Annotated in this window: 20 protein-coding genes; 13 read left to right on the top strand and 7 right to left on the bottom strand. The window is 69.5% G+C overall.

Annotation, left to right across the window (positions count from 1 at the left end):
• Positions 1–438: 438 nt before the first annotated feature.
• Complete coding sequence (locus tag AC6EXY_RS31660) at positions 439–813, top strand: hypothetical protein (protein WP_499818829.1); 375 nt, start codon at positions 439–441, stop codon at positions 811–813.
• 168 nt (positions 814–981) lie between these two features.
• Here AC6EXY_RS31660 and AC6EXY_RS31665 read toward each other — a convergent pair whose 3' ends face one another.
• Both AC6EXY_RS31665 and AC6EXY_RS31670 read right to left on the bottom strand, forming a co-directional pair.
• A complete protein-coding gene (locus AC6EXY_RS31665; protein ID WP_499842457.1) occupies positions 982–1,674 on the bottom strand; it encodes a helix-turn-helix domain-containing protein in 693 nt (230 codons plus the stop codon).
• Entirely contained in the window at positions 1,605–1,856 is a 252-nt protein-coding gene (locus AC6EXY_RS31670; RefSeq protein WP_499818827.1) for a hypothetical protein, read from the bottom strand. The genes AC6EXY_RS31665 and AC6EXY_RS31670 overlap by 70 nt, the downstream gene beginning before the upstream one ends.
• A gap of 43 nt (positions 1,857–1,899) precedes the next feature.
• On the opposite strand from AC6EXY_RS31670, the gene AC6EXY_RS31675 reads away from it, so the two are divergent.
• The gene (locus AC6EXY_RS31675; RefSeq protein ID WP_499818826.1) at positions 1,900–2,931 is read left to right on the top strand and encodes a hypothetical protein; all 1,032 of its coding nucleotides are present in this window, start codon (positions 1,900–1,902) and stop codon (positions 2,929–2,931) included.
• Between the two features lie 415 nt (positions 2,932–3,346).
• On the opposite strand, the gene AC6EXY_RS31680 is transcribed toward AC6EXY_RS31675, so the two are convergent.
• The 4 genes from AC6EXY_RS31680 to AC6EXY_RS31695 all read right to left on the bottom strand — a co-directional run bounded on the left by AC6EXY_RS31680 (position 3,347) and on the right by AC6EXY_RS31695 (position 6,479).
• Positions 3,347–4,360 (bottom strand): peptidoglycan-binding protein, encoded by a 1,014-nt coding sequence (locus AC6EXY_RS31680; RefSeq protein ID WP_499818825.1) that lies wholly within the window; start codon positions 4,358–4,360, stop codon positions 3,347–3,349.
• Between the two features lie 208 nt (positions 4,361–4,568).
• Positions 4,569–5,108 carry a sce7726 family protein gene (locus AC6EXY_RS31685; RefSeq protein WP_499818824.1) on the bottom strand — a complete coding sequence of 180 codons (540 nt, stop codon included), beginning with the start codon at positions 5,106–5,108 and terminating at the stop codon, positions 4,569–4,571.
• Between the two features lie 190 nt (positions 5,109–5,298).
• Positions 5,299–6,006 carry a RibD family protein gene (locus tag AC6EXY_RS31690; RefSeq protein WP_499818823.1) on the bottom strand — a complete coding sequence of 236 codons (708 nt, stop codon included), beginning with the start codon at positions 6,004–6,006 and terminating at the stop codon, positions 5,299–5,301.
• A complete protein-coding gene (locus tag AC6EXY_RS31695) occupies positions 6,003–6,479 on the bottom strand; it encodes a Scr1 family TA system antitoxin-like transcriptional regulator (RefSeq protein WP_499818822.1) in 477 nt (158 codons plus the stop codon). Before AC6EXY_RS31695 ends, AC6EXY_RS31690 begins: the two co-directional genes overlap by 4 nt.
• Before the next feature lie 741 nt (positions 6,480–7,220).
• Between AC6EXY_RS31695 and AC6EXY_RS31700 the strand changes: the two genes are divergently transcribed.
• Genes AC6EXY_RS31700 through AC6EXY_RS31715 form a run of 4 tightly spaced genes read left to right on the top strand, consistent with a single transcriptional unit; the run spans position 7,221 to position 11,579 of the window.
• Positions 7,221–7,925: a sigma-70 family RNA polymerase sigma factor gene (locus AC6EXY_RS31700; RefSeq protein WP_499818821.1), complete on the top strand. Its 705-nt coding sequence runs from the start codon at positions 7,221–7,223 to the stop codon at positions 7,923–7,925.
• Positions 7,922–10,108 (top strand): type IV secretory system conjugative DNA transfer family protein, encoded by a 2,187-nt coding sequence (locus AC6EXY_RS31705; protein ID WP_499818820.1) that lies wholly within the window; start codon positions 7,922–7,924, stop codon positions 10,106–10,108. The genes AC6EXY_RS31700 and AC6EXY_RS31705 overlap by 4 nt, the downstream gene beginning before the upstream one ends.
• Positions 10,105–11,262 (top strand): hypothetical protein, encoded by a 1,158-nt coding sequence (locus AC6EXY_RS31710; RefSeq protein ID WP_499818819.1) that lies wholly within the window; start codon positions 10,105–10,107, stop codon positions 11,260–11,262. The genes AC6EXY_RS31705 and AC6EXY_RS31710 overlap by 4 nt, the downstream gene beginning before the upstream one ends.
• Positions 11,259–11,579 (top strand): hypothetical protein, encoded by a 321-nt coding sequence (locus AC6EXY_RS31715; RefSeq protein ID WP_499818818.1) that lies wholly within the window; start codon positions 11,259–11,261, stop codon positions 11,577–11,579. The genes AC6EXY_RS31710 and AC6EXY_RS31715 overlap by 4 nt, the downstream gene beginning before the upstream one ends.
• Positions 11,580–11,689: 110 nt before the next feature.
• Here the strand turns inward: AC6EXY_RS31715 and AC6EXY_RS31720 are convergent, their stop codons facing one another.
• A complete protein-coding gene (locus AC6EXY_RS31720; RefSeq protein WP_499842458.1) occupies positions 11,690–11,818 on the bottom strand; it encodes a hypothetical protein in 129 nt (42 codons plus the stop codon).
• A gap of 505 nt (positions 11,819–12,323) precedes the next feature.
• Here AC6EXY_RS31720 and AC6EXY_RS31725 point away from each other — a divergent pair.
• The 7 genes from AC6EXY_RS31725 to AC6EXY_RS31755 all read left to right on the top strand — a co-directional run.
• Positions 12,324–13,691, top strand: coding sequence for a hypothetical protein (locus AC6EXY_RS31725; protein WP_499818816.1), 1,368 nt, complete (start codon positions 12,324–12,326; stop codon positions 13,689–13,691).
• A 508-nt stretch (positions 13,692–14,199) separates the two neighbouring features.
• On the top strand, positions 14,200–14,688 hold the full coding sequence (locus tag AC6EXY_RS31730; RefSeq protein ID WP_499842459.1) for a hypothetical protein: 489 nt from the start codon (positions 14,200–14,202) through the stop codon (positions 14,686–14,688).
• Between the two features lie 92 nt (positions 14,689–14,780).
• Positions 14,781–15,332 carry a hypothetical protein gene (locus AC6EXY_RS31735; RefSeq protein ID WP_499818814.1) on the top strand — a complete coding sequence of 184 codons (552 nt, stop codon included), beginning with the start codon at positions 14,781–14,783 and terminating at the stop codon, positions 15,330–15,332.
• 31 nt (positions 15,333–15,363) lie between these two features.
• Positions 15,364–15,816, top strand: coding sequence for a hypothetical protein (locus AC6EXY_RS31740; protein ID WP_499818813.1), 453 nt, complete (start codon positions 15,364–15,366; stop codon positions 15,814–15,816).
• Between the two features lie 108 nt (positions 15,817–15,924).
• A complete protein-coding gene (locus AC6EXY_RS31745) occupies positions 15,925–16,686 on the top strand; it encodes a hypothetical protein (RefSeq protein WP_499818812.1) in 762 nt (253 codons plus the stop codon).
• Positions 16,577–17,599: an integrase core domain-containing protein gene (locus tag AC6EXY_RS31750; protein WP_499818811.1), complete on the top strand. Its 1,023-nt coding sequence runs from the start codon at positions 16,577–16,579 to the stop codon at positions 17,597–17,599. The genes AC6EXY_RS31745 and AC6EXY_RS31750 overlap by 110 nt, the downstream gene beginning before the upstream one ends.
• A 107-nt stretch (positions 17,600–17,706) precedes the next feature.
• Positions 17,707–18,677: transposase (locus AC6EXY_RS31755; RefSeq protein WP_499818810.1), on the top strand; the 971-nt coding region annotated here is incomplete at its 3' end.

Consider the following 18,677-nt stretch of genomic DNA (forward strand, 5'->3'; position numbering starts at 1 on the left):
GGTCCTGAAAAACTGGCGCGTCTTCAGCCGCTTCCGCGGCTGCCCACGCCGGGTCGGCACATTCACCCAAGCCGTCTTCGTCCTGGAACAGGAAGGAATCTAAAAAAACCAACTTTGAAAATGCTCACTCCTTACCAGCACCTCTAACCCGCATTCGGTCGGGTGCGCTGCGCCCAGCTTGCTGGTGCCGGTCGCCAAGGCGCTGGTACGGCCACGGTGTATGCCCAGGCTAAGCCTTGTTTTGGTGCAAGTGAGGTAAATGCCTGATACCTTCTTCCGCCGGCCTGCAGAAGGAGATTGGCATGACTCGGTTCCGACCTGTCAGAAGAGCTATCCCCTCGACCCGGTTCCGAGCCCCGGCCCCGACTACCGCAGGAATCAATCCGCACCGACCGGCGCCGGACCCCCCGGCATCATCCATCCATGAAAGGTCTTTCGATGCGACGTCTCTACGTATTGGCAGCGATGCTGCTCTCGATCACGATGGCATTCGTGTTCGGCGCCGCGGGCGCCCAGGCTGCCCCCGTGACCAAGGTCTACTGCAGTAGCAGCAGCAAGTTCCAGGCCTGCGTGGGCTGGAACTACACTTACCCGCATGCTTTCGGGCTATACTGGAACAACAACAAATATGGTTTTCGGGGCCACATAACTCTTAGTACTCTCCGCAACCGTCACTGGTCTGTGGACCGGGCGCTCCTCTTGAATGGCCACAGCCAGGAGAAACTCGAGAAGTGGGGCGTCGCCCGGGAGGAGATCTGCGCAGATGTCGGCACCACTGCTATCAACTTCGTTGTCATCTGCCATAAATTCTGAGGGCCCAGACCCCTCGCCTCCTGACGCAGACCAGCCGCCGTGGCGCACAGCCCTGCGCCGCCACGACCTGCTCAGTCCACCCGAAGGTGAACGCCACCTCCGCGACTGTCGTCCGCCCGCGCGCCGGCTCGCCGACCACGTCAAACAGGGGCGACGGTGCTGCTGTTCCTACACGCTGATCGGCGGCCGTGACGCCGTCCGGTACGGCACCTCCAAATAGGCGCCGCCCTTCGGGTCCAGTGCCCATATCCAACTGAGGTCGCGCGGGTCACGGCGCAGCACGAACTTCCCCAACTGGGCAGTTGCGGACTTGCGAGCCGCTCCACGATCATCCCCTGCGCGCGTGGGCCCCCGACCTGCACCTCGGGTAGCCGACCCGGCGGCCCTTACGTCGACCGGCATGGGAGTCCATCCAGTTCTTCCACGCCACATCCGCGTCGGCCATGGCGGACTGGAAGGCGTAGGTCGACACGGTGTGCCACCACGGGCAAGCGCCATCGACGCCCTTGCGGTCGTCACCCTTGACCGCGTTGAGCGCCTTCTGGATAACCGACTTCGTCGGGATGGGGACTTGACCCGTTTGCGGGCATCGGCCTCGGGGGTGCCGGCCGCGACGAGCGTGTCGACCTCTGCGCGCCACCGCTCATGCGCGGCGACCTTCGCGGCCAGCGCGTGGTTGAACGCCCAGCGGGCCGCCCCGGCGTGCTGGGCCAGCGCGGACTGCTGGGACGGCGTCGGGTCGAGAGTGACCCGATAGGCGCGGAGAATCGCGGTCGCGACCGGCACCAGGGTTACGCCGCTGAGGGAAGCACGCGTGCCTCGATGAGCAGGAACACTGGATACTGGAAGTGCTCGGCCCACCAAGGGTCGGTCGTGAGCTGCTCGTCGGTCGGGCGCGGTTCGGTCATCGCCGTGATGGCGAACCCGGTCTCGGCGAGCATCCGGATGTAGTCCTCCAGCGGCCGGGTCCACGAGGTTGCCGGCGCGGGAGAACGCAGTCCATCGACGAGGAAGCGCTCGGTGATGGGGCGCCGTAGAACCACGGGCGCGGGATCAGCGCGGTCAGGATCCGCCAAGGCGCAGGACGTGGGCGACCTCCGTGAGGGCAAGCAGCAGCACTCAGAGGCGGGCCCGAGCGGTCGGTGGGAGCGCCAGCGTAGGGGGCCGAACCGATGGGCTGAGTCGCAGGAGGGGGTACGTCCCCCAACGCTGTGCATCTGTGGCGCTACGATCTCTCCCAGTTCGAGGGGGGATCGGATGAGGCAGGGCATTCTCGACGAGGACGGGCAGGTCCGCTGCCCGAAGTGCAGGTCGGTGTCGTTCCGGACGAAGCGGAGCTTCAAGGCGAAGGCCGGGATCGGTATCGCCGGCGTTGCCACCCTCGGTGTCGGCGGCGCCGCCGGTGCGCTCGCCGCACCGAAACGGATCAAGTGTCTGGCCTGTGGGGAACTGTTCAAGGCGCGAGCGCAGCCGGCGCCGAGACCAGCACCGTCCTTGTCGTCGAGACCAGCACCGAAACCGCGACCGGAGCGAACCCCGGTCGCCCCGCGGGAACGTAAGCCACTGCTCCAGCTCCCACCGCCGTCGACCGACCCGGGTGAGCCGCGTGGCACGCTCATTCTCAAGCGCGCTGCCGGGAGAAACTCGCATGTCGAGACCATCCGCGTTGTCCGGCCGGACCTGTCCGAGGACGACGCGAAGAAGCTACTTCGCGACACTCGCTGGGGTGTCCAGCCGCTCCTGGTAGATCAGCCGAAGAGCTACCTCGCGGCACTGGTGACATCGCTGAAGGCTGCGGGTCTGTCCTGCGAGGTGGTCGACGACGGCGGGTCCGTTCTCCGCTTGGCCATGGCCGACCGTGCCGGCGAGGGTGGCCCTTCCGGCCCGATCGGCACATTGCTGGTGCGGCGGATGCTGGCCACTGGCTCGATGATCGACGCGGTTGCTGCGATGCGTCCCGATCTCACCCGCGACGAGGCGAAGAAGTTCATCAGGTCGCTGGGCCGCGAACGGGTACCTCTCCTCGTCGACCGGCCGATGGCAGAGATCCTGGCTGCGGAGAAGGTGCTGCGGGGGCTGGGTGTGAGACCCGAGATCGTCCAGGGGAGACGCGACTGACGTCAGGCCGGGCCGCGGAACCACTCCTCTTCTCCTGGCCCCGGCGCTCGAACCGTTCCCCGGGCCGGGTCGGGCGCCGACAGGGTCCGCCGCGGCTTCCCGCGTTGGCGTGTGCCCGGCTTCGAGCCTCGTCCGGACCTGTCGGTCGCGGCCAGCTGGCCCAGCCCCACGCCGAGACCCAGGCCACACGGGACTGGACTGACGCCAGGGGAATCGCCATGGGCGGCGGCGGGCAGCTCTCGACCACGCCCCGGTCAGCTATCGGCCGTACCGGGCCAGCCGGAACCGACATTCTTGCCGTAGGCGGTGTCCTTGACGAAGCGCGCGTTCGCCAAGGGGCGATCATCAACGGCCGACCCTCGGCGCCCGCGGCCGTGCTACGGCGCATACGTGGCACGATTTCCTAAAACGGCCTTTATCCCCGTGCATTGTTCGACCACTGAATAAGCCAAACTTTCATGGATGGATTTCCCTTCACCAGAGGCTCGTTCGACAGGGTCGAATAGTCCCAGTCGCGAGCGGTCTGGTTCTCGCTGGGCCCGAGGCCCTGCTGCGAGACGATGGTTCGCGTCCCGTCGAGGGCCGTCACCATGGCGGCATGTCCATCGCGGGAGTCTCCTCGGCCTTTCCAGTCGTAGATGATGACATCGCCGACATTGGCGCCGGCGAGATACGCCGAGTCAGGTGAATGCGGATCGAGATCGATGCGGCTGGCCCAGCCACGCTTCGCCGTGAAATAGTTGGCGAAGTCGAACGAGATGTCCCACGCCGGAGATCCGGGAATGACGCCGCCGGCTACATTCTTGATGGTGTCTTTCGCCTGGCCGGAGAGGGATGCGCGATGCGGTGATTCCCAGAACGGCCACCAGGTGCTATCGGTCGGCATCTTCCCTGCGTACAGCGCGAACGAGACGAACTCGGTGCAGTGATCGCCCCCCGGGGATCGCCATGGGGCCTTCGTGACTGAAGCCTCCTGGCGGGCGACCGCGGCTGCACGGGCTGGGTCGAACGCGGTGGGAATCGGCTGGCCGGCAGAGCGCACCGTACCCGTGGACGGCACCCCCTGCGGCGGGTGCACCAGCCTGGCCTCGAGCGCGGCCAGGGTACGCGGGCCAGCGACGCCGTCGACGGGAAGGCCGTAGCTCTGCTGGAATGCCCGAACCGCGGCGATCGTGTGGTTTCCGTAGAAGCCCGTCTGCCGTAGACCGAGATTGACTCCGAGCTCGGCAAATCCACCCTGCACGGCCGTGACGCAAGAACCTGTCGAACCCATGCGCAGGACAGGGCAGGACGTCAGCGACGGAGACCCGGGCGGAAGCCCGTCGGGGCGACTCGGATCGGCGAGCGCCGGCAGAGCGGAAAGCCCGATGGTGCCGGCGACAATGCCCGAGGTGACGAAAAGAAATATTCTCCTGTGCGAAATCCGCATGGTTTCTAACCCCCTTGGGATCGAAGGCTAACCCGTTCAGGGGGCTGCCTTTGCCGTGTCTGCGGAACAGGAGACAACGAGGCACTGTTCTGCCGACGCCTGGTTCACAGATGCCGCCGTCAGGGCGTCAGGTGGAGGTCCGACCCGGTGGTGCCAGCACGGGACGCTGCACCGCCGCGTGACGGTCAGCGAGCAACGCGCCAGTTGGTTAGCCCCTTGAGTCGGGCGCACACCGCGGTCCTGAGTTCCTCGAGGGGGACCTCGGTGGCGGGGCGCTCCCAGAGGATCCAGCGAAGCGAGGTCGCGACCGGAATCCACGGGCGAGGTCGCGGGCCACGAGCTCGGCGAGCGCCTCCTCCCGCCAGAGCAGCTGCACGAGGGCGCCCGGATCCACGCCGTCGTTCATCCGAGCCGGGCGGATGTCGTCCAAGCGCACCTGGTCGGTTCCGGAGGCGACGCGCACTCCCCACCAGTCGGGCAGCAGGTCCAGCGCGCGGGCGTAGTGGTTCTCGGCTACAACCAGCTCGGCGAAGTCGAGCACCTGCGAGTAGGCGGCGACCTGGCCGGGCAGCCGGCGCAGTGTGTCCGTGGAGCCCTTGATCTCGAAGCCGGACAGGTGGCCGTTGACGACCGCGACATCGACCCGGGTCAGGCCGCACAGGTCGAGCTCATCGAGGACGAGGGTGTCCGAGTCGGACTGCGTGGCAAGGTCGCCCAGGAGGGCTCTTCGGACGTCGGCATCCCGCATCCCCACACCCACCTTCCTGCTTGTCTCGCTCACCCACGGCGACCAACTTTGTCACCGTCCGCTGTGGCCCTCCAGCAACAGGTCATCAGCCGTGCACGCCATGGTCCTCCGATTCGCGGCGCAACCCCGCGGGTGCGAGGCGGAAATGTTCCGACCTGTAGTCCCGCGCGTTGCGGCGAGTAGATCCCAGCTACCCCTCCGTTGCTACGGGCGGCAGGTATCGCAGCAGGATCACGTCGCCCATCTGCCTCGTTTCCGCCAGCCGCATGCGCCGGTTCGCGTCCCACGGGAACACCCCGCCGGCGACGAACCGCGGCGCCTCGGGCTGGCCGACGAAGAACGGCGCAACCGCGAGGTGCAGCTCATCGACGAAACCCGCAGTCAGGAGCTGGGTCAGGACCCGCGTTCCACCTTCGACCATCAGCCGACCGATCCCGCGGCCCCGCAGGTCGGCCAGCACCTCGGCCAGCTCCAGCCCCGCTCCGGCGTCGACCACGGTGGCGACGTCGTCGACCGCCTCCTTCGCCACGGCGACCGCAGCCGACGGGCAGTACACCAGGCGTGGCGCGTCTCCGACCGTCGCGGAGAAGAAGCTCGCCGCGGCATCGAGCTCTCCGCTGGCAGTGAGTGTCACCTTCGCCGGACTCGGGGACAGGCCGGCGGCCACGCGGGCATCGCGGCGCGCCTGCGAGCGGACGAGCAGGCGGGGGTTGTCCCGCCGGATCGTCTCGGCGCCCACCAGCAGGGCGTCGCAGCTTGCCCGAACCTCGTCGACCCGGTCGAAGTCCTCGTCGTTGGACAGGAGGAGCCGTGCCGGCGTCGCATCGTCGATATAGCCGTCCACCGACGCCGCGCAGCTCACCAGCACGTAGGGGCGCGGGCCCTCATCGTTCGTCATCCTTCTCGGCTCTCCCCGGAGTTTCGTGCCTCCGCATGAAGCAGCCCGGCCTGCACCCGCAGGATCAGCCCGCGTGCCTTCTCCCCGGTGAGCGCGGCCTCGCGCAGCAGGTCCGCGATGCGCCCGTAGGCCGCGGACTCCTCGCCGTACAGGTGGACCTCGGAGGCGAACAGTTCAACGAACGTCGCGTCGTCGGCCATGAGGAAGCCGTTGAGGGGCGCGATCGAGGGCTCCGCCCCGAAGGGGATGATCCCCAGGGTCAGGTTCGGCATGCCGGCGAGACCCAGCAGGCGGTCCAGCTGAGCGGCCATGACGTCCGGCGGGCAAAGGCCCGCGCGCAGCGCCGCCTCGCTGAGAAGGAACTCGAACTGCTTGCTCCGGTCATGCAGCACATCCTGCACGGCCATCCGGGCCGCGACCGTCACATTGACCTCGTCGGCGTTCGCCCCGTGGACCCGGACGTTCTCCAGCACGCGGTACCGGACTGTAGCCGGCGGTCTGGATCTGCCCGGGGATCAGCATGATCTCGAAGTTGCGGATCGGGGACGCCCCACGGAGCAGCATCGCGAGGTCCCCCAGCGTCCTGATCTGCCCGCGGCGCAGCTCGTGACGCCACTGCCGGTGCCGGGCGCGGCCGGCGGCGAGTTCCTCGAGGAGCTCGCCCTCGGAGGTCTCGCCGGCCCCGCAGGCCTGGGTCTACTCCCGCACTTCCAGATCGCTGGGCGTCTGGTGGCCGTTCTCGAGCTTGGAGACCTCGAGCGCGGCCAGCCCAGATTGGTCGCGAGCCGTTCCCCGGTCAGCCCGGCGGCCTTGCGGGCGTCGAGGAGACGCTGCGCGACCCGCCGGGCCACGGCCACGCCGGCAGGTGTGCGTCGCCGGTCAGTTCGTGGCCATCCATGGGCACGTGCCCAAACCTCGCGACCTGTGGGCGCCCGAGACCGCGATGACCTGCGTTGCCGAGGCCGTCACAGCGAGCCTTGATGTCCGCGTGATGGTCCGCGTGTGTGGGGAAGTTCCGCGGGAACCTTGTGGGGAACCCGGCGCGCAGCCTCGCGGCCATGGAGAACGAGATCTTCGCGGGTTTGCTGCCCGCTTCGTGTCTGCCTCGGGCGGTATCGCCGGCGCTTCACAGGTGGTTGCGTGATTGGGCGGCCTGGTCGCGGAGCAGGCAGGCGCTGGCGGCGGTGCATCGCTGGCGGGGTGCGTCGTCGTTGATGGCGCCGCTGACGGATATTGATCAGGTGGTGGACGGCTGCGGCAGCGACACGTCGGTGCAGGCGCCGCTGGCGGACCAGCGACTGCTGTTCCTCGTGACGGAGGCCGTCCGTGGGGACGTCGATGCGGCGCGTGTCGTGTTGGCGAGGATGATGCCCGCGCTGGTGTCCAAGGCCTCCGCACACGCCCGACGCGGCCACCGCCAGTTCGACGACCTCTACACCGAGCTGATCGCCTCGGCGTGGATCGTCGTCACCTCCTATCCGGTCGAGCGACGCCCGGGCAAGGTCTGGATCAACGTCCTGTTGGACACCGAGCAGGCGGTGTTCGGCCGGCCCCGCCTGGCGGACCGCATTACCGTGCCGATGTCATCCCCGCTGCTCGCGGACCGCGCGCTGCCGGTCTTCGCCGACCATCGTGACCCGCTCGAGGAGCTGCTGGAGCTGCTCGCGGCCGCGCGCCGCGCCGGCCTGTCCCCGTCCTACCTGCAGCTGCTGGTCGATCTCGGCGTGCACGGGCTGAGCACCCAGGAGATCGGGGACCGCGACGGTGTGACGGATCGGGCGGTGCGGATGCGCCGCACCCGCGCGATCCGCGACCTGACCGCCCTGCTCGACATCCCCTCCCCCAGCCCGCCGCCCCCTGCACGGCCGCTTCCCACGCCACCCCGCACACGACACCCGCTCCTGGCAGGTGCGGCATGACCGGCCGGCGCGGTGACAGCCCCGGCGCCGGTCTCGGTATCGACGGGGAGATCGCCCTGGTCGCCGGGATCATCCTGCTCTGCCTTCTGGGGGGCGGGGTGTGGGCCGGTGCGCAGCTCGCCGCCCTTCTGCTCGGCGGTCACCACGCCCTGCACGTCAGCGTCGCCGACCTGATGTCGGCGCTGCCGCGCCTCGCCGCCGACCCTTCCCGGCCCGCCCGCGCCTGGCCGCCCCCCGCTACCCGACAACTGCCCGGGCCGGTCGGCTACTGGACGCTGACCGCGCTGCCGGTCGCCGCGGTGTGCCTGTTCTGCGGATGGGCCGCGACCATGCTCGTCACCGGCGTCGGTGTCGCCCGCCGGCGCCGGCTCGGCATCGACCCCGAAGCCCGCTTCGCCCGCCCCATCGACCTGCTTCCCCTGTGGGTGTCCGGGCCGACCCGAGGCCGGATGGTCCTCGGCCGCCTCGGCCCCGGCCGACGCGCACGCCTGATCGCCACCGAGGACTCCTCTCGTCCCCTCGACCGGGCCGTGCCCCGCTGGCGCGTTCGCAAAGCCGGACGGCGCCGCGGCCAGCGCGGCACCACGATCGTCATCGGACCGTCCCAGTGCGGCAAGACCGCGGCGCTCGCGATCCCGGCGATCCTGGAATGGGACGGCCCGCTCATCGCCCTGTCCGTCAAAAACGACCTGCTCGGCGCCACCATCGAACGCCGCCGCCGCGTTGGCCGCGTCGCCGTGTTCGACCCGACCCGCGCCACCGGACAGCCCACCGATGCCTGGTCCCCGCTCGACGGCGCCCGCACGCTGGCCGGCGCCCGGCGCGCCGCCCGCTCCCTGGTCAACGCCACCGCCTGGACGTCCGGCAGCTCCAGCGATATGGGTTTCTGGACCGCCGCCGCCGAAGACCTCCTCGCCAGCCTGTTCTGGGGCGCCGCCACCGTCGGCCTGGGCATGGACACCGTCGTCCGCTGGATCGTCGGCATGGAACGCGACCCCGTCCGCGCCGTCCTCACCCCCCTGGCCAATCACCTCGACCCCGGCGTCGCCGCTGATGGCACCCAGGTCCTCTCCGCGTTCACCGGCCTGTGGGCCGCCGACCGCAAACAGGTGTCCTCCACCTACCTCGTCGCCCGTCAGATGATCCAACCCTGGCAGGAACCCGACGTCGCCGCCTCCGCGGTCGCCTCCCACCTCACCCTCGGCTGGCTCCTCGACCCTGGTGACGACAACCAGCGGACCAACACCCTCTACCTCGCCGCCGACCTCGACGACGCCGAACGCCTCGCCCCCGTCCTCGGCGGCCTCGTCGACGACCTCATGCGCCAGGCCTACGCCCACGTCGGCCGCACCAACATCCCCCTCGACCCGCCGCTGCTCATCGTCCTCGACGAAGCCGGGAACTGGCCGATGCAGAACCTGCCCGGACGGATCTCCACCTGCGCCGGCATCGGCATCCAACTCCTGCTCGTCTACCAGTCCAAAGCCCAGATCGACGCCGCCTACGGCCCGAAAGCCGACATCGTCATCTCCAACGCCATCACCAAGATCTTCTTCGCCGGGCAGTCCGACCGGTCCACCCTCGACTACGCCAGCGGCCTGCTCGGCCAGGAACACATCGCGGCGACCAGCACCTCCACCGACACCCCCAGCCTTACCGCCGGCGGCGGCAACGGCGGGCGGCGCAGCGTCTCCCAGGCCCCCACCCGCCTCGAACTCCTCCCCGCCGCCCTCCTCCACCAAGTCGCCCCCGGCCAGGCCCTTCTCATCCACAACACCCTTCCCCCCGCCCACCTGCACGGCCGCTACTGGTACCTCGACCCCGACCTGCACACCCTCGCCACCGCCGAGCTCCGCCGGACCGGCCGCGCCCTCGCCCGCCAAGCCGCCCGCCGCCGCGTCACCCCCGCAAGCACCCCGCCCTCCGCACCGGCGCTGTCCCTCGCTCCTGCCACATCGCCCACCGTGCCGGCCGAGACCAGTTCGACGGACACCGCCGCCGCGGACCGGCTGATCGAACAACTCCTCGCCCAACGGGCAGCCCCCCGTCCACCTCTCTCATCGGCGCCCACCCTGCCGCTCGGCGACGGCGCGGAGCCATCACCCGCGTCTGAGGACAGCGACGGCGCGGCTCGTCCACGGATCTCCGACGACGGCGACGCCACGCCGCCGACGGCACCGTGACCGGCCCGTCGCCATCCGAGACCCCACCGCTGCGCGCCTTCCGGCTCCTACGCGGCCAGCTCCTCCTCGACCTGCCTTTCCACCCCTATGCAGGCGCCGACATCCGCGTGGCCACCCTCTGGCCAGACCCCCGTGCTACCCGCGGCTGGGCAAGCGCCTTCTGGGAACCCGCCGCCTACGGCCGCGGCTTCCTCGCCGGCGCCGTCGACCTCGGCGACGTCATCGGCTTCACCGCCGAGATCCACCCCCCACGCGCACTCCCCTCCACCAGCTCCACACCCCGCACCAACCAACCCGCCGTCACCCGCTACCTCAGCTGGTACGGCTACCTCCACGAGATCAGCGACACCGCTCTCCTCCTGCGCGGCCCCTACCCCCACCCCCTCGCCGCCTACACCGCCGCCCAACACGCCCTCATCGCCACCCTCGACCAACAGCACCCCGGTCACGAAGCCGCCCTTCCCGCCTCGCCACCCGTCACCACCAGCCTCACCCACACCGCCGAACACACCATCGTCGGCGACCTCCACCACGGCTGGATCCGCGTCCCCACCCGCAGATTCACCCACGCCCTCATGCACCCCCCCGACCAGCTCCGCCACCACCTCACCGCCCGCGCACCCCGACTCCTCACCGGCCACGAACCACCCATCACCGTCGCCGCCCACCACATCCCCGACTACCTCAGCAACCCCACACCGCCACCGACCCGACTGCCCCACCACGACCCACCCACACCACCGGCCCCTGCGGACACGCCGCCTCCACCCACAGTCCCCGCCTCCCCTCCCAACGCCCCGGCTGACAGCACCCCCCAACCCTCGGCCCCGCCCGATGCACCCAGCCCACTCAGCGAGGCCGACCGCCCGATCACCCCGGACGACACCACGCCCCAGCCCACGGGACCTTCCGACGCCACCACGCCGGCGACCGCGCCCATGAACCCCGCCCCCCTCATCGACACGGCGGACCCCACGCCGCACGCCACGCATCCATCAGCCACACCCGCCTCAGCACCCACGGGACCCGACACCGATTCCCACGACCCGGCCACCAGTACGCCCCAGCCAGCAGACCCACCCCGCGCACCCGCCGCCGCGCCCACAGGGCCCGACCCGCTCCCCGACCCAACGCCTGGAATCGACCTGCCATGAACCAGCCTTCCAATCCGATCATCCTGGATCTGGCGAGCCGCCCCGCCACCGATCCGATGCGCGTCCTCGCCGAACGTGCCCTCGCCCGCCAGCGGGCCGGCCTGCCCGCCGACACCCTCCTCGCCGAGCTCGCCGCGCACGGCGTCGTCGCCATCCTCGTCCACAAGCGCCTCGTCGAGATCCGCGAGCGCCTCGACGGCTGGACCCTCGCCGACGCCGCCGGCATGCCAGACCTCGCCACGCTGGCAGGCGCAGCCCGCATCCGTGCCACCCGGCTCGCTGCGCTCCGCGCCCGGCCACCCGACACGACAGTCTGACCGGCCGCCTCGAACCCGAACTCGCTACCTCGTCGCCTCGGAAGACGCGAAGTACGCGCGGTGCGGCGTCGAGAGAACCTGCGGGGCACGATTCGCGGCAGACCGTCAGGTCAGGTGGCCGCGGGCGCGAAAGTCCCGCCGCCGCTCACCGTGGCAGACGCCGAGCCGATACGGAGATGGGCGCGCAGGTAGTAGGCGAGGAGGTCCATCGCTCCCGCCGTCTCCAGAATAGTGATCACCATGGGGTCGGCGGGTGGCAGCGACTCCGCATGATCAATTTCAGGATTCGGTTTACCGCATGTCGGGCAGCGACATCTGGCCGAGCCTGTCGAGGAATGCCTCGTGCCGCGATAGTCATCGCGCCCGCCCGCGCAGGTCGTGAAGTCCCTGATTCGGCGTGGCGGGTATCTCTTCCACAGTGGCGAGCGGGTACTTCTCCAACACCGTGATCGCACCTTTGGGGAGATACGGAAACAGCGCGCGGACCACACCGTCAGCACAATGCCGAGCCGTGGGTTGACGCCCATCACTCCGGCCAGATGTCGCCACAGAGTACGCGGCGCTCACGTACATGCCCACTTTCCTGTCCGGGGTGTTCCGCAACCAGTGCGGCCGGCACTTCATCTGCTACACGTCACCGTGCAGGAAGGGCCGGCCTCCTATGACATGCACGCTCCCCGCGACCCTGCCACCGCCCACCAGCGTTCCCCATCTGATGACCATCCGCCGCGGCGAGGCCACGCTGTGACCGGCGCGGATCCGATTCCCGTCGGCTACGCGCGGGATTCTTCCCCGGTGAAGCTGACCGTTCCCGGCGGGTGGTGGCGCCTGCGCCGTACCCTGGCGCCGCAGGGACGAGAGCGGGTGACCGCGGACCTGTTCACGACGATGCGCGCGCCTGCGGTGCAGGTCGAAGCGGATCTCGACGAGATCGACGGCCACCTGGGGTTCGCCCTCGACGCCCGCACGCGCGCCCGGCTGCGCACCGCCGAGCCCGATCCCTCGTTCGTCGCCTCCTACCCCACGCTCGTGCCCGCGCAGGTGGCCACCCGCGCCGACCTGCGGCCGTGGCGGGCCAGCCGCGTCGATCTGGCTGGTTCCGCGGCCACGACCTACGGCCGGCTGCAACACGCCGATCCCCCGTTGCGCAGCTGGATGGATCCCGGCTGCGATATCCAGGTGGAGATCATGGCCGCGGAGGCTGTCACGGTGCGCGGCAGCTCCCCCGACACCCTTGCCCTGAAGCTGTCCTATCGCGTCCGCCACGAGGGGCTCGTCGTGTTCTCGGGGCGATCCGCGACGGTGCCCAGCCACACCGACCCCAGCTCCGACGCCGCGGTCCGCGCCGTCGTCACCGACCTGATCACGCCGCGCCCGACACCCCTGACCGACCGGCAGCGAGCGGCACTCGATGCCGGCTGGTACCTGGCCGATCTGATGGCCGAACAACCCATCCGCAAGGGCAGCCGCGTGGTGATCCAGGGACCCCCAGGCCTGCCCGGCGCCACCGGCACCGTACGCACGGCCCTCCTGGAACAGGGCAGCAAACTTTACGTGTGGCGTCCCGATCTCGCGGACCTCCCCGGCCATCCCTGGCGATCCCTACCGGACCTGGTCATCGCCACACCCGCCACCCACGTCTCCCTCACGCTCGCGGCGAAGGACACCGCCGTCGACCCGCCCATCGCGCCGACACATCTGGTCTACGGCGCGTTGATCGCCACCATCGACGATCCCGCCAGCCAGGGCGGCACCGTCCTGCGTGCCTTCCTGAACGCCGACGGTCTCACCTACGAGTTCCAGCCGGTCGAGGCGGGCGCCGCGCCTCGTGAGATCGCCGCCAGCGACGTCGTCCCGGTCACGGGAACCGCCTGGCCCGACCTGCACACCCTCATCGCCGCGCGGACCGCCGCACATCTCGATCTGATCCCCGGCGAGCACCTGCTGACCCTGCGGGAAGCCGCCACCGTCGTCCACCATGCGACCGGACCGATCCTCGGCCCCGTCACCCCGGTCGAGACACCGGATCCCACGCTCGACCCCGGCCTCCCCGCGCTAACAATGCCCGCCCTCGACCCCCCTCCACCCGACACGACACTCCCGCTTCCCTGAGAGTCGCCGCGCCTGGCGCAGACGCCCACCCGGATACCCGCAACGTCTCCGCCTCTGCCGTCGGGTGCCACACGGCCTACCCGACACCGCGAGCAGACGGCTGCCACCTTGACGGGCAGGGCCGCCCCGTCGACGACACCACGACGGACACCTCGCCCGCCGGTGTGATCCGGGTGGACCGGCCGGGCGAGCTGCCACGAAAGATGCCGCGGAACCTCACCGGCCGCAAGCCGCGGCCTTCGGCCGCCCCCTTCGGGGCAAGGGCTTGACAGCCGGCGAGAACCCGCGGCGGCCAGGAAAGCAGCACGCCCGGCCATACGGCCACCCGGACGGCTTCGTGGCCGGGCGATGCGCCCCGCACTTCGCATCACCTGGTTCGACAGCGGCACGTTGACCAGCTCCGCAAGCAGCACCCCTCAGTTCGAAGCGCCTCGGTCGGTTCACCGGCCGAGGTCTTTTTCGTTTCACGCATCTCTTTCCCGCTACCACATCAAGGAGGGAACCGCCCATGCAGATCTCCTGTGGGAGCTGCCGCCGACCTCTGAACCGGGTCGACCATCCGGACGGCTACCAGTATTGGGTACACGCCTTCGGCCAGGAGGAGGACGGCACCCACGAGCCGCGGCCGATTCTCGCTGAACCGCACTATCGGTGCGACACCTGCAACGCCGAGCCCGTCACCTCCCTGCTCTTCGTCTCCGGAACCGTTCGCATCACCGCGATCTCCAGCAGCGATGACCCCTGGGCATTGTGCTCGGCCTGCACCACGTTGATCGCCGATGATGAGTGGAACGGTCTTCTGAACCACGTCACCGTGCGTCTCCATGCGCAAGGAGTCCACCTCGCTCCCCCCGAGATTGCAATGATCCGGCACGTCCACGCGCGGCTACGGAGACAGGCCATCGAGCCTCCCGTTCCTCTCGCGAACAACCCCGGACCGCAGACACCCGAACCCGATCAACCCCCGACCCCGGACTTTCCATCCGGACCCGCCTAGGCGAACATCCTCAACGCACTTTCAGGCCCGCTCGTATGGCGGCGCCGCAGGCCTACATCCACCCCATTTTCTACCCATCACGAGGAAGTCTCATGGATAAGTCCCCTGACACCATCACGCTTTCCGAGCTCGTCCCAGAGATCAGCAGTGCCCTGGCGGCATCGCTCAACCTGATCGACCTTGCCGAGGAGGAGATCGACAGCGCCTGCGCCCGGTATCCCCACCATCGGGACACCCTGTTCCACAGCTTCAGTCTTCTTCGCCCGACGCTTCCCCGCATGACCTCCGCGTTCGTCTACCGCTCCCACTGCCAGGAACTCCTCGGCCGTGTCGTCCGCGGTGAGGACACCCGGCCCGGAACCGCCGCCGAGGTCTGCTGCCTGTGCGCCGACATCAGCACACAGGTGCCCCTGAACTCTCCCGCCGCCGGGCTGTACTTCCGGATGTGGGCACAAGCATTCCCGCACACCCCCGTCGCCGACGACCGACACGCCCACCATGAAGCGCTCTACGCCTCCAGGATCGACGACTACGAGGCCCTCGCCCGGGCCAAGCTCGCCGTCGACGACCGGCGCCTCGGCACCATCACCTGCACCGGACGACACAACACCGTGAAGGTTCCCTGCCGATACACCCAGCTCTGACCCGCCACCGACGCCTACAGGTTCGATTCCTATGAATGATCCCGCACACCATCCCCGCGTCGAATGGCACGACGACGTCCAACCGCCGCTCCTGACCATTACCCGACCCGCCGATCACGGCGACTTCGTCGTCCAGATCAGCGGCATGGAGAACGGTATCCTCGCCGAGCCACCCCAAGGCGAACTCCTCGTCACCACCGGCCCGGACGGCGCACGGCACCTCCACTGCCCCCGTTGCGCGTCAGGCGCCGGTCTCACCCATCAGGAATGGCTCTACTCCTCCCGGCCCGTCCTCGACAGCACCCTGCGGCGCGTCGACGATCCCGCCTGCGACCGGCCGCTGTGGTTCATCACCCTGTCCGGTGACGACGACCAGGACAGCGCCTTCGATCTCACCGACGCCACCGCGCCACGGTTCTACTGCCGTTTCTGCGCCCGCGGCTACACCCTTCCCCGCGACGTCCACTTCGACATCGCCTGGTAAGCCACCCCACCCCTTCCTTTCCACTACCCACGGCGCTCCCACCCGGGAACGCCTGAACAGCCATGCCCGTAAACCCCTATTTCCCTCTCTTCACCTGAGGAGCATGTGATGGACGAACAGCGCTTCACCGGAACCGGACGCAACGCCAGCCTCGACGACCTCGTCGCTCTCCTGCAGACCGAGCGACCCCACCAGCTCGACGTCGTCGCCCCCGCCAGCACCATCACCGCCCGCGACGGCAGCCTCATCCTCACCGGCACCGACCCGGTCCTCGGACCCGACGGCGTCGACCTCACCGACGGCACCTACACCCCCACCACCGTCGCCGACGAAGGCCTCGCCGACAAGCTCCAGATCCCCCTGCCCTACCTCCGCCGCCTGCGCGAGACCCACCTCCCCCTCTACGACGCGAACATCAACGGCTGGCTCCAGCACCCCGCCCAGCACGACCGCACCCTGCTCGTCCGCGCCCTGCGCCCCTCCACCGGCAGCGGCCCGGGCATCGCCCGCGCGGTGCTGTCCGACCGCTACCGGCCCGTCGACAACCTCGACGTTCTACTCGCCGCCCTCGACGGCATCCGCCAGGCCGGCGGCCCCGTCACCGTCGACGGCGCCGACCTCACCGACCGGCGCATGTACCTGCGCATCCGCAGCGACGCCGTCCGCCTCGCCGCCCCCACCCTGTGGGGTGCCAGAAGTCTGCTTGGGCCTGTGACCTGGGCTGACGCGACGGAGCGGGCTGCCGGCATGATGGTCAGCTATGTCCATCCGCCTGCTCTATCTGATCTTTGTTCGGGTGTGCGGCTGGCTGGTCATCTTCGGTCGTTCGTCGGCGTCGAAGGACATCGAGTTGCTCGTGTTGCGGCATGAGGTCGCGGTGCTGCGCCGTACCCAGCCCAAGCCGCGGTTGGACTGGGCGGACCGCGCGGTGCTCGCCGCACTGATCAGGGTTCTCCCGACGACGCTGCGAGCGCACCGGCTGGTCACCCCTGGCACCGTCCTACGGTGGCACCGCCGTCTGATCACACGGAAATGGACCCATCCGCAGCGGACGGGCCGGCCACCGGTCGGCAAGGAGATCGTGACCCTCATGGGACGGCTCGCGACCGAGAACACGACGTGGGGGTACCAGCGGATCCAGGGCGAGCTGCTCAAGCTCGGCCACCGGGTGAGCGCCTCCACGATCCGCCGGGTCCTGACGTCCCTGGGGCTGCCCCCGGCTCCGAAACGGCAGACCGACACGACGTGGCGGCAGTTCCTGCGCACCCAGGCATCGACCATGCTGGCCGTCGACTTCTTCCATGTGGACTGCGCCGTGACGCTGCGGCGGTTGTACTGCTTCTTCGTCCTGGAGGTCGGCTCCCGCACCGTCCACATCCTCGGGGTCACCGCCTATCCCGACGGACCGTGGACCACCCAGCAAGTCCGGAACCTCCTGATGGACCTCGGTGATCGGGTCGCCGATTTCCAGTTCCTGGTCCGTGACCGGGCCGGGCAGTTCACCGCGTCGTTCGACGCGGTCCTGTCCGGCGCCGGCATCACCGCCGTCAAGATCCCGCCCCGGACTCCGCGGGCGAACGCCTACGCGGAACGGTTCGTCCGAACCGTTCGGACCGAGGTCACCGACCGGATGCTGATCTTCGGTGAACGGCACCTGCGCACCGTCCTGGCCGAGTACGCCGCCCACTACAACGGACGACGACCCCACCGCGGCCGCGGCCTTCAACCACCACGGCCCGACCACCCCATCGCAGACCTGACCTATGTCTTTCGTCGAGGGTGACGGTCCGCCGGGTCTGATCTTGCCCTAAACGCGGCGAGGTGCACCTGACCAGCAAGGATGTGGTTTGTCTAGGACCCCATCGAGCTGAGAACAGGTGCACCTCGTCCGTGCAGAGTACTTCGTGGGACGCCGGCCTCGAGCTCGTCGGCGACGATGACCGGTTGGTCGCGATGGTCGGGCTGCTGCCGGTCCGGCTGCTCGCCGAGAAGACCGGACTGCGCGCGAGGCTGTCGCGGGCTCTGCGCCGCCGCGGGTTCAGCCCGGACTACGACCGCGGCCAGCTCTTCGTCGACGTGGCCCTGGCTCTGCTCGCGGGCGGGGAGATGATCAGCGACTTCCAGGGGCTGCGCCACCTCGCCCCGGTGACCGGCCCGGTCCCCTCGAACCCGACGGTGTGGCGGGCCCTGAAGGAGGCCGGCACCGAGGAGCTTGCCCGGATGAACCGGGAGATCGCCGCGTTCCGCCGCGACTCCTGGTCGCTCCTGGCCGCCCGCCCGGAGGGCTTCCCGTGGCTGAAGGTCGCCGGCAGGGAACTGACGGGTGTCACGGTCCTCGACCTCGATGCCTCGATCGTCTTCGCCGCCAGCGACAAGGAGAACGCGAAACCGACCTACAAGGGCGGGACGGGTTTCAACCCGAACGTCCTAAGCTGCGACAACACCGACGAGGTGATCGCCATCGACCCCCGCCCCGGCAACGCGACCTCGAACGACGCCGCCGACAACATCGCCACCCTCGACCTGGGGATCTCCCGGGTCCCCGGGCCGTACCGCCGCCAGGTGTTCATCCGCGTCGACGGCGCCGGGTTCTCCCACAAGCTGCTCGAGTACATCGTCTCCGGGGGCGGGAAACGCGGCCGGCACTGGGAGTTCTCGGTCGGCTGGTCGTGCGGCGACACCGAGCTGGACGCGATCGCCCGGATCCCGAAGAAGGCGTGGACCCCCGGGATCGGCCAGGACGGTAAGATCGCGAAGGGCGTGCAGGTCGCCGAACTGACCGGCCTGCTCGACCTGTCGGCCTGGACCGAGAACATCCCCGGCCTGCGGATCATCGTCCGCGAGGAGCCGCTGCACCCCCG

This window comes from Frankia sp. RB5, assembly GCF_059816245.1.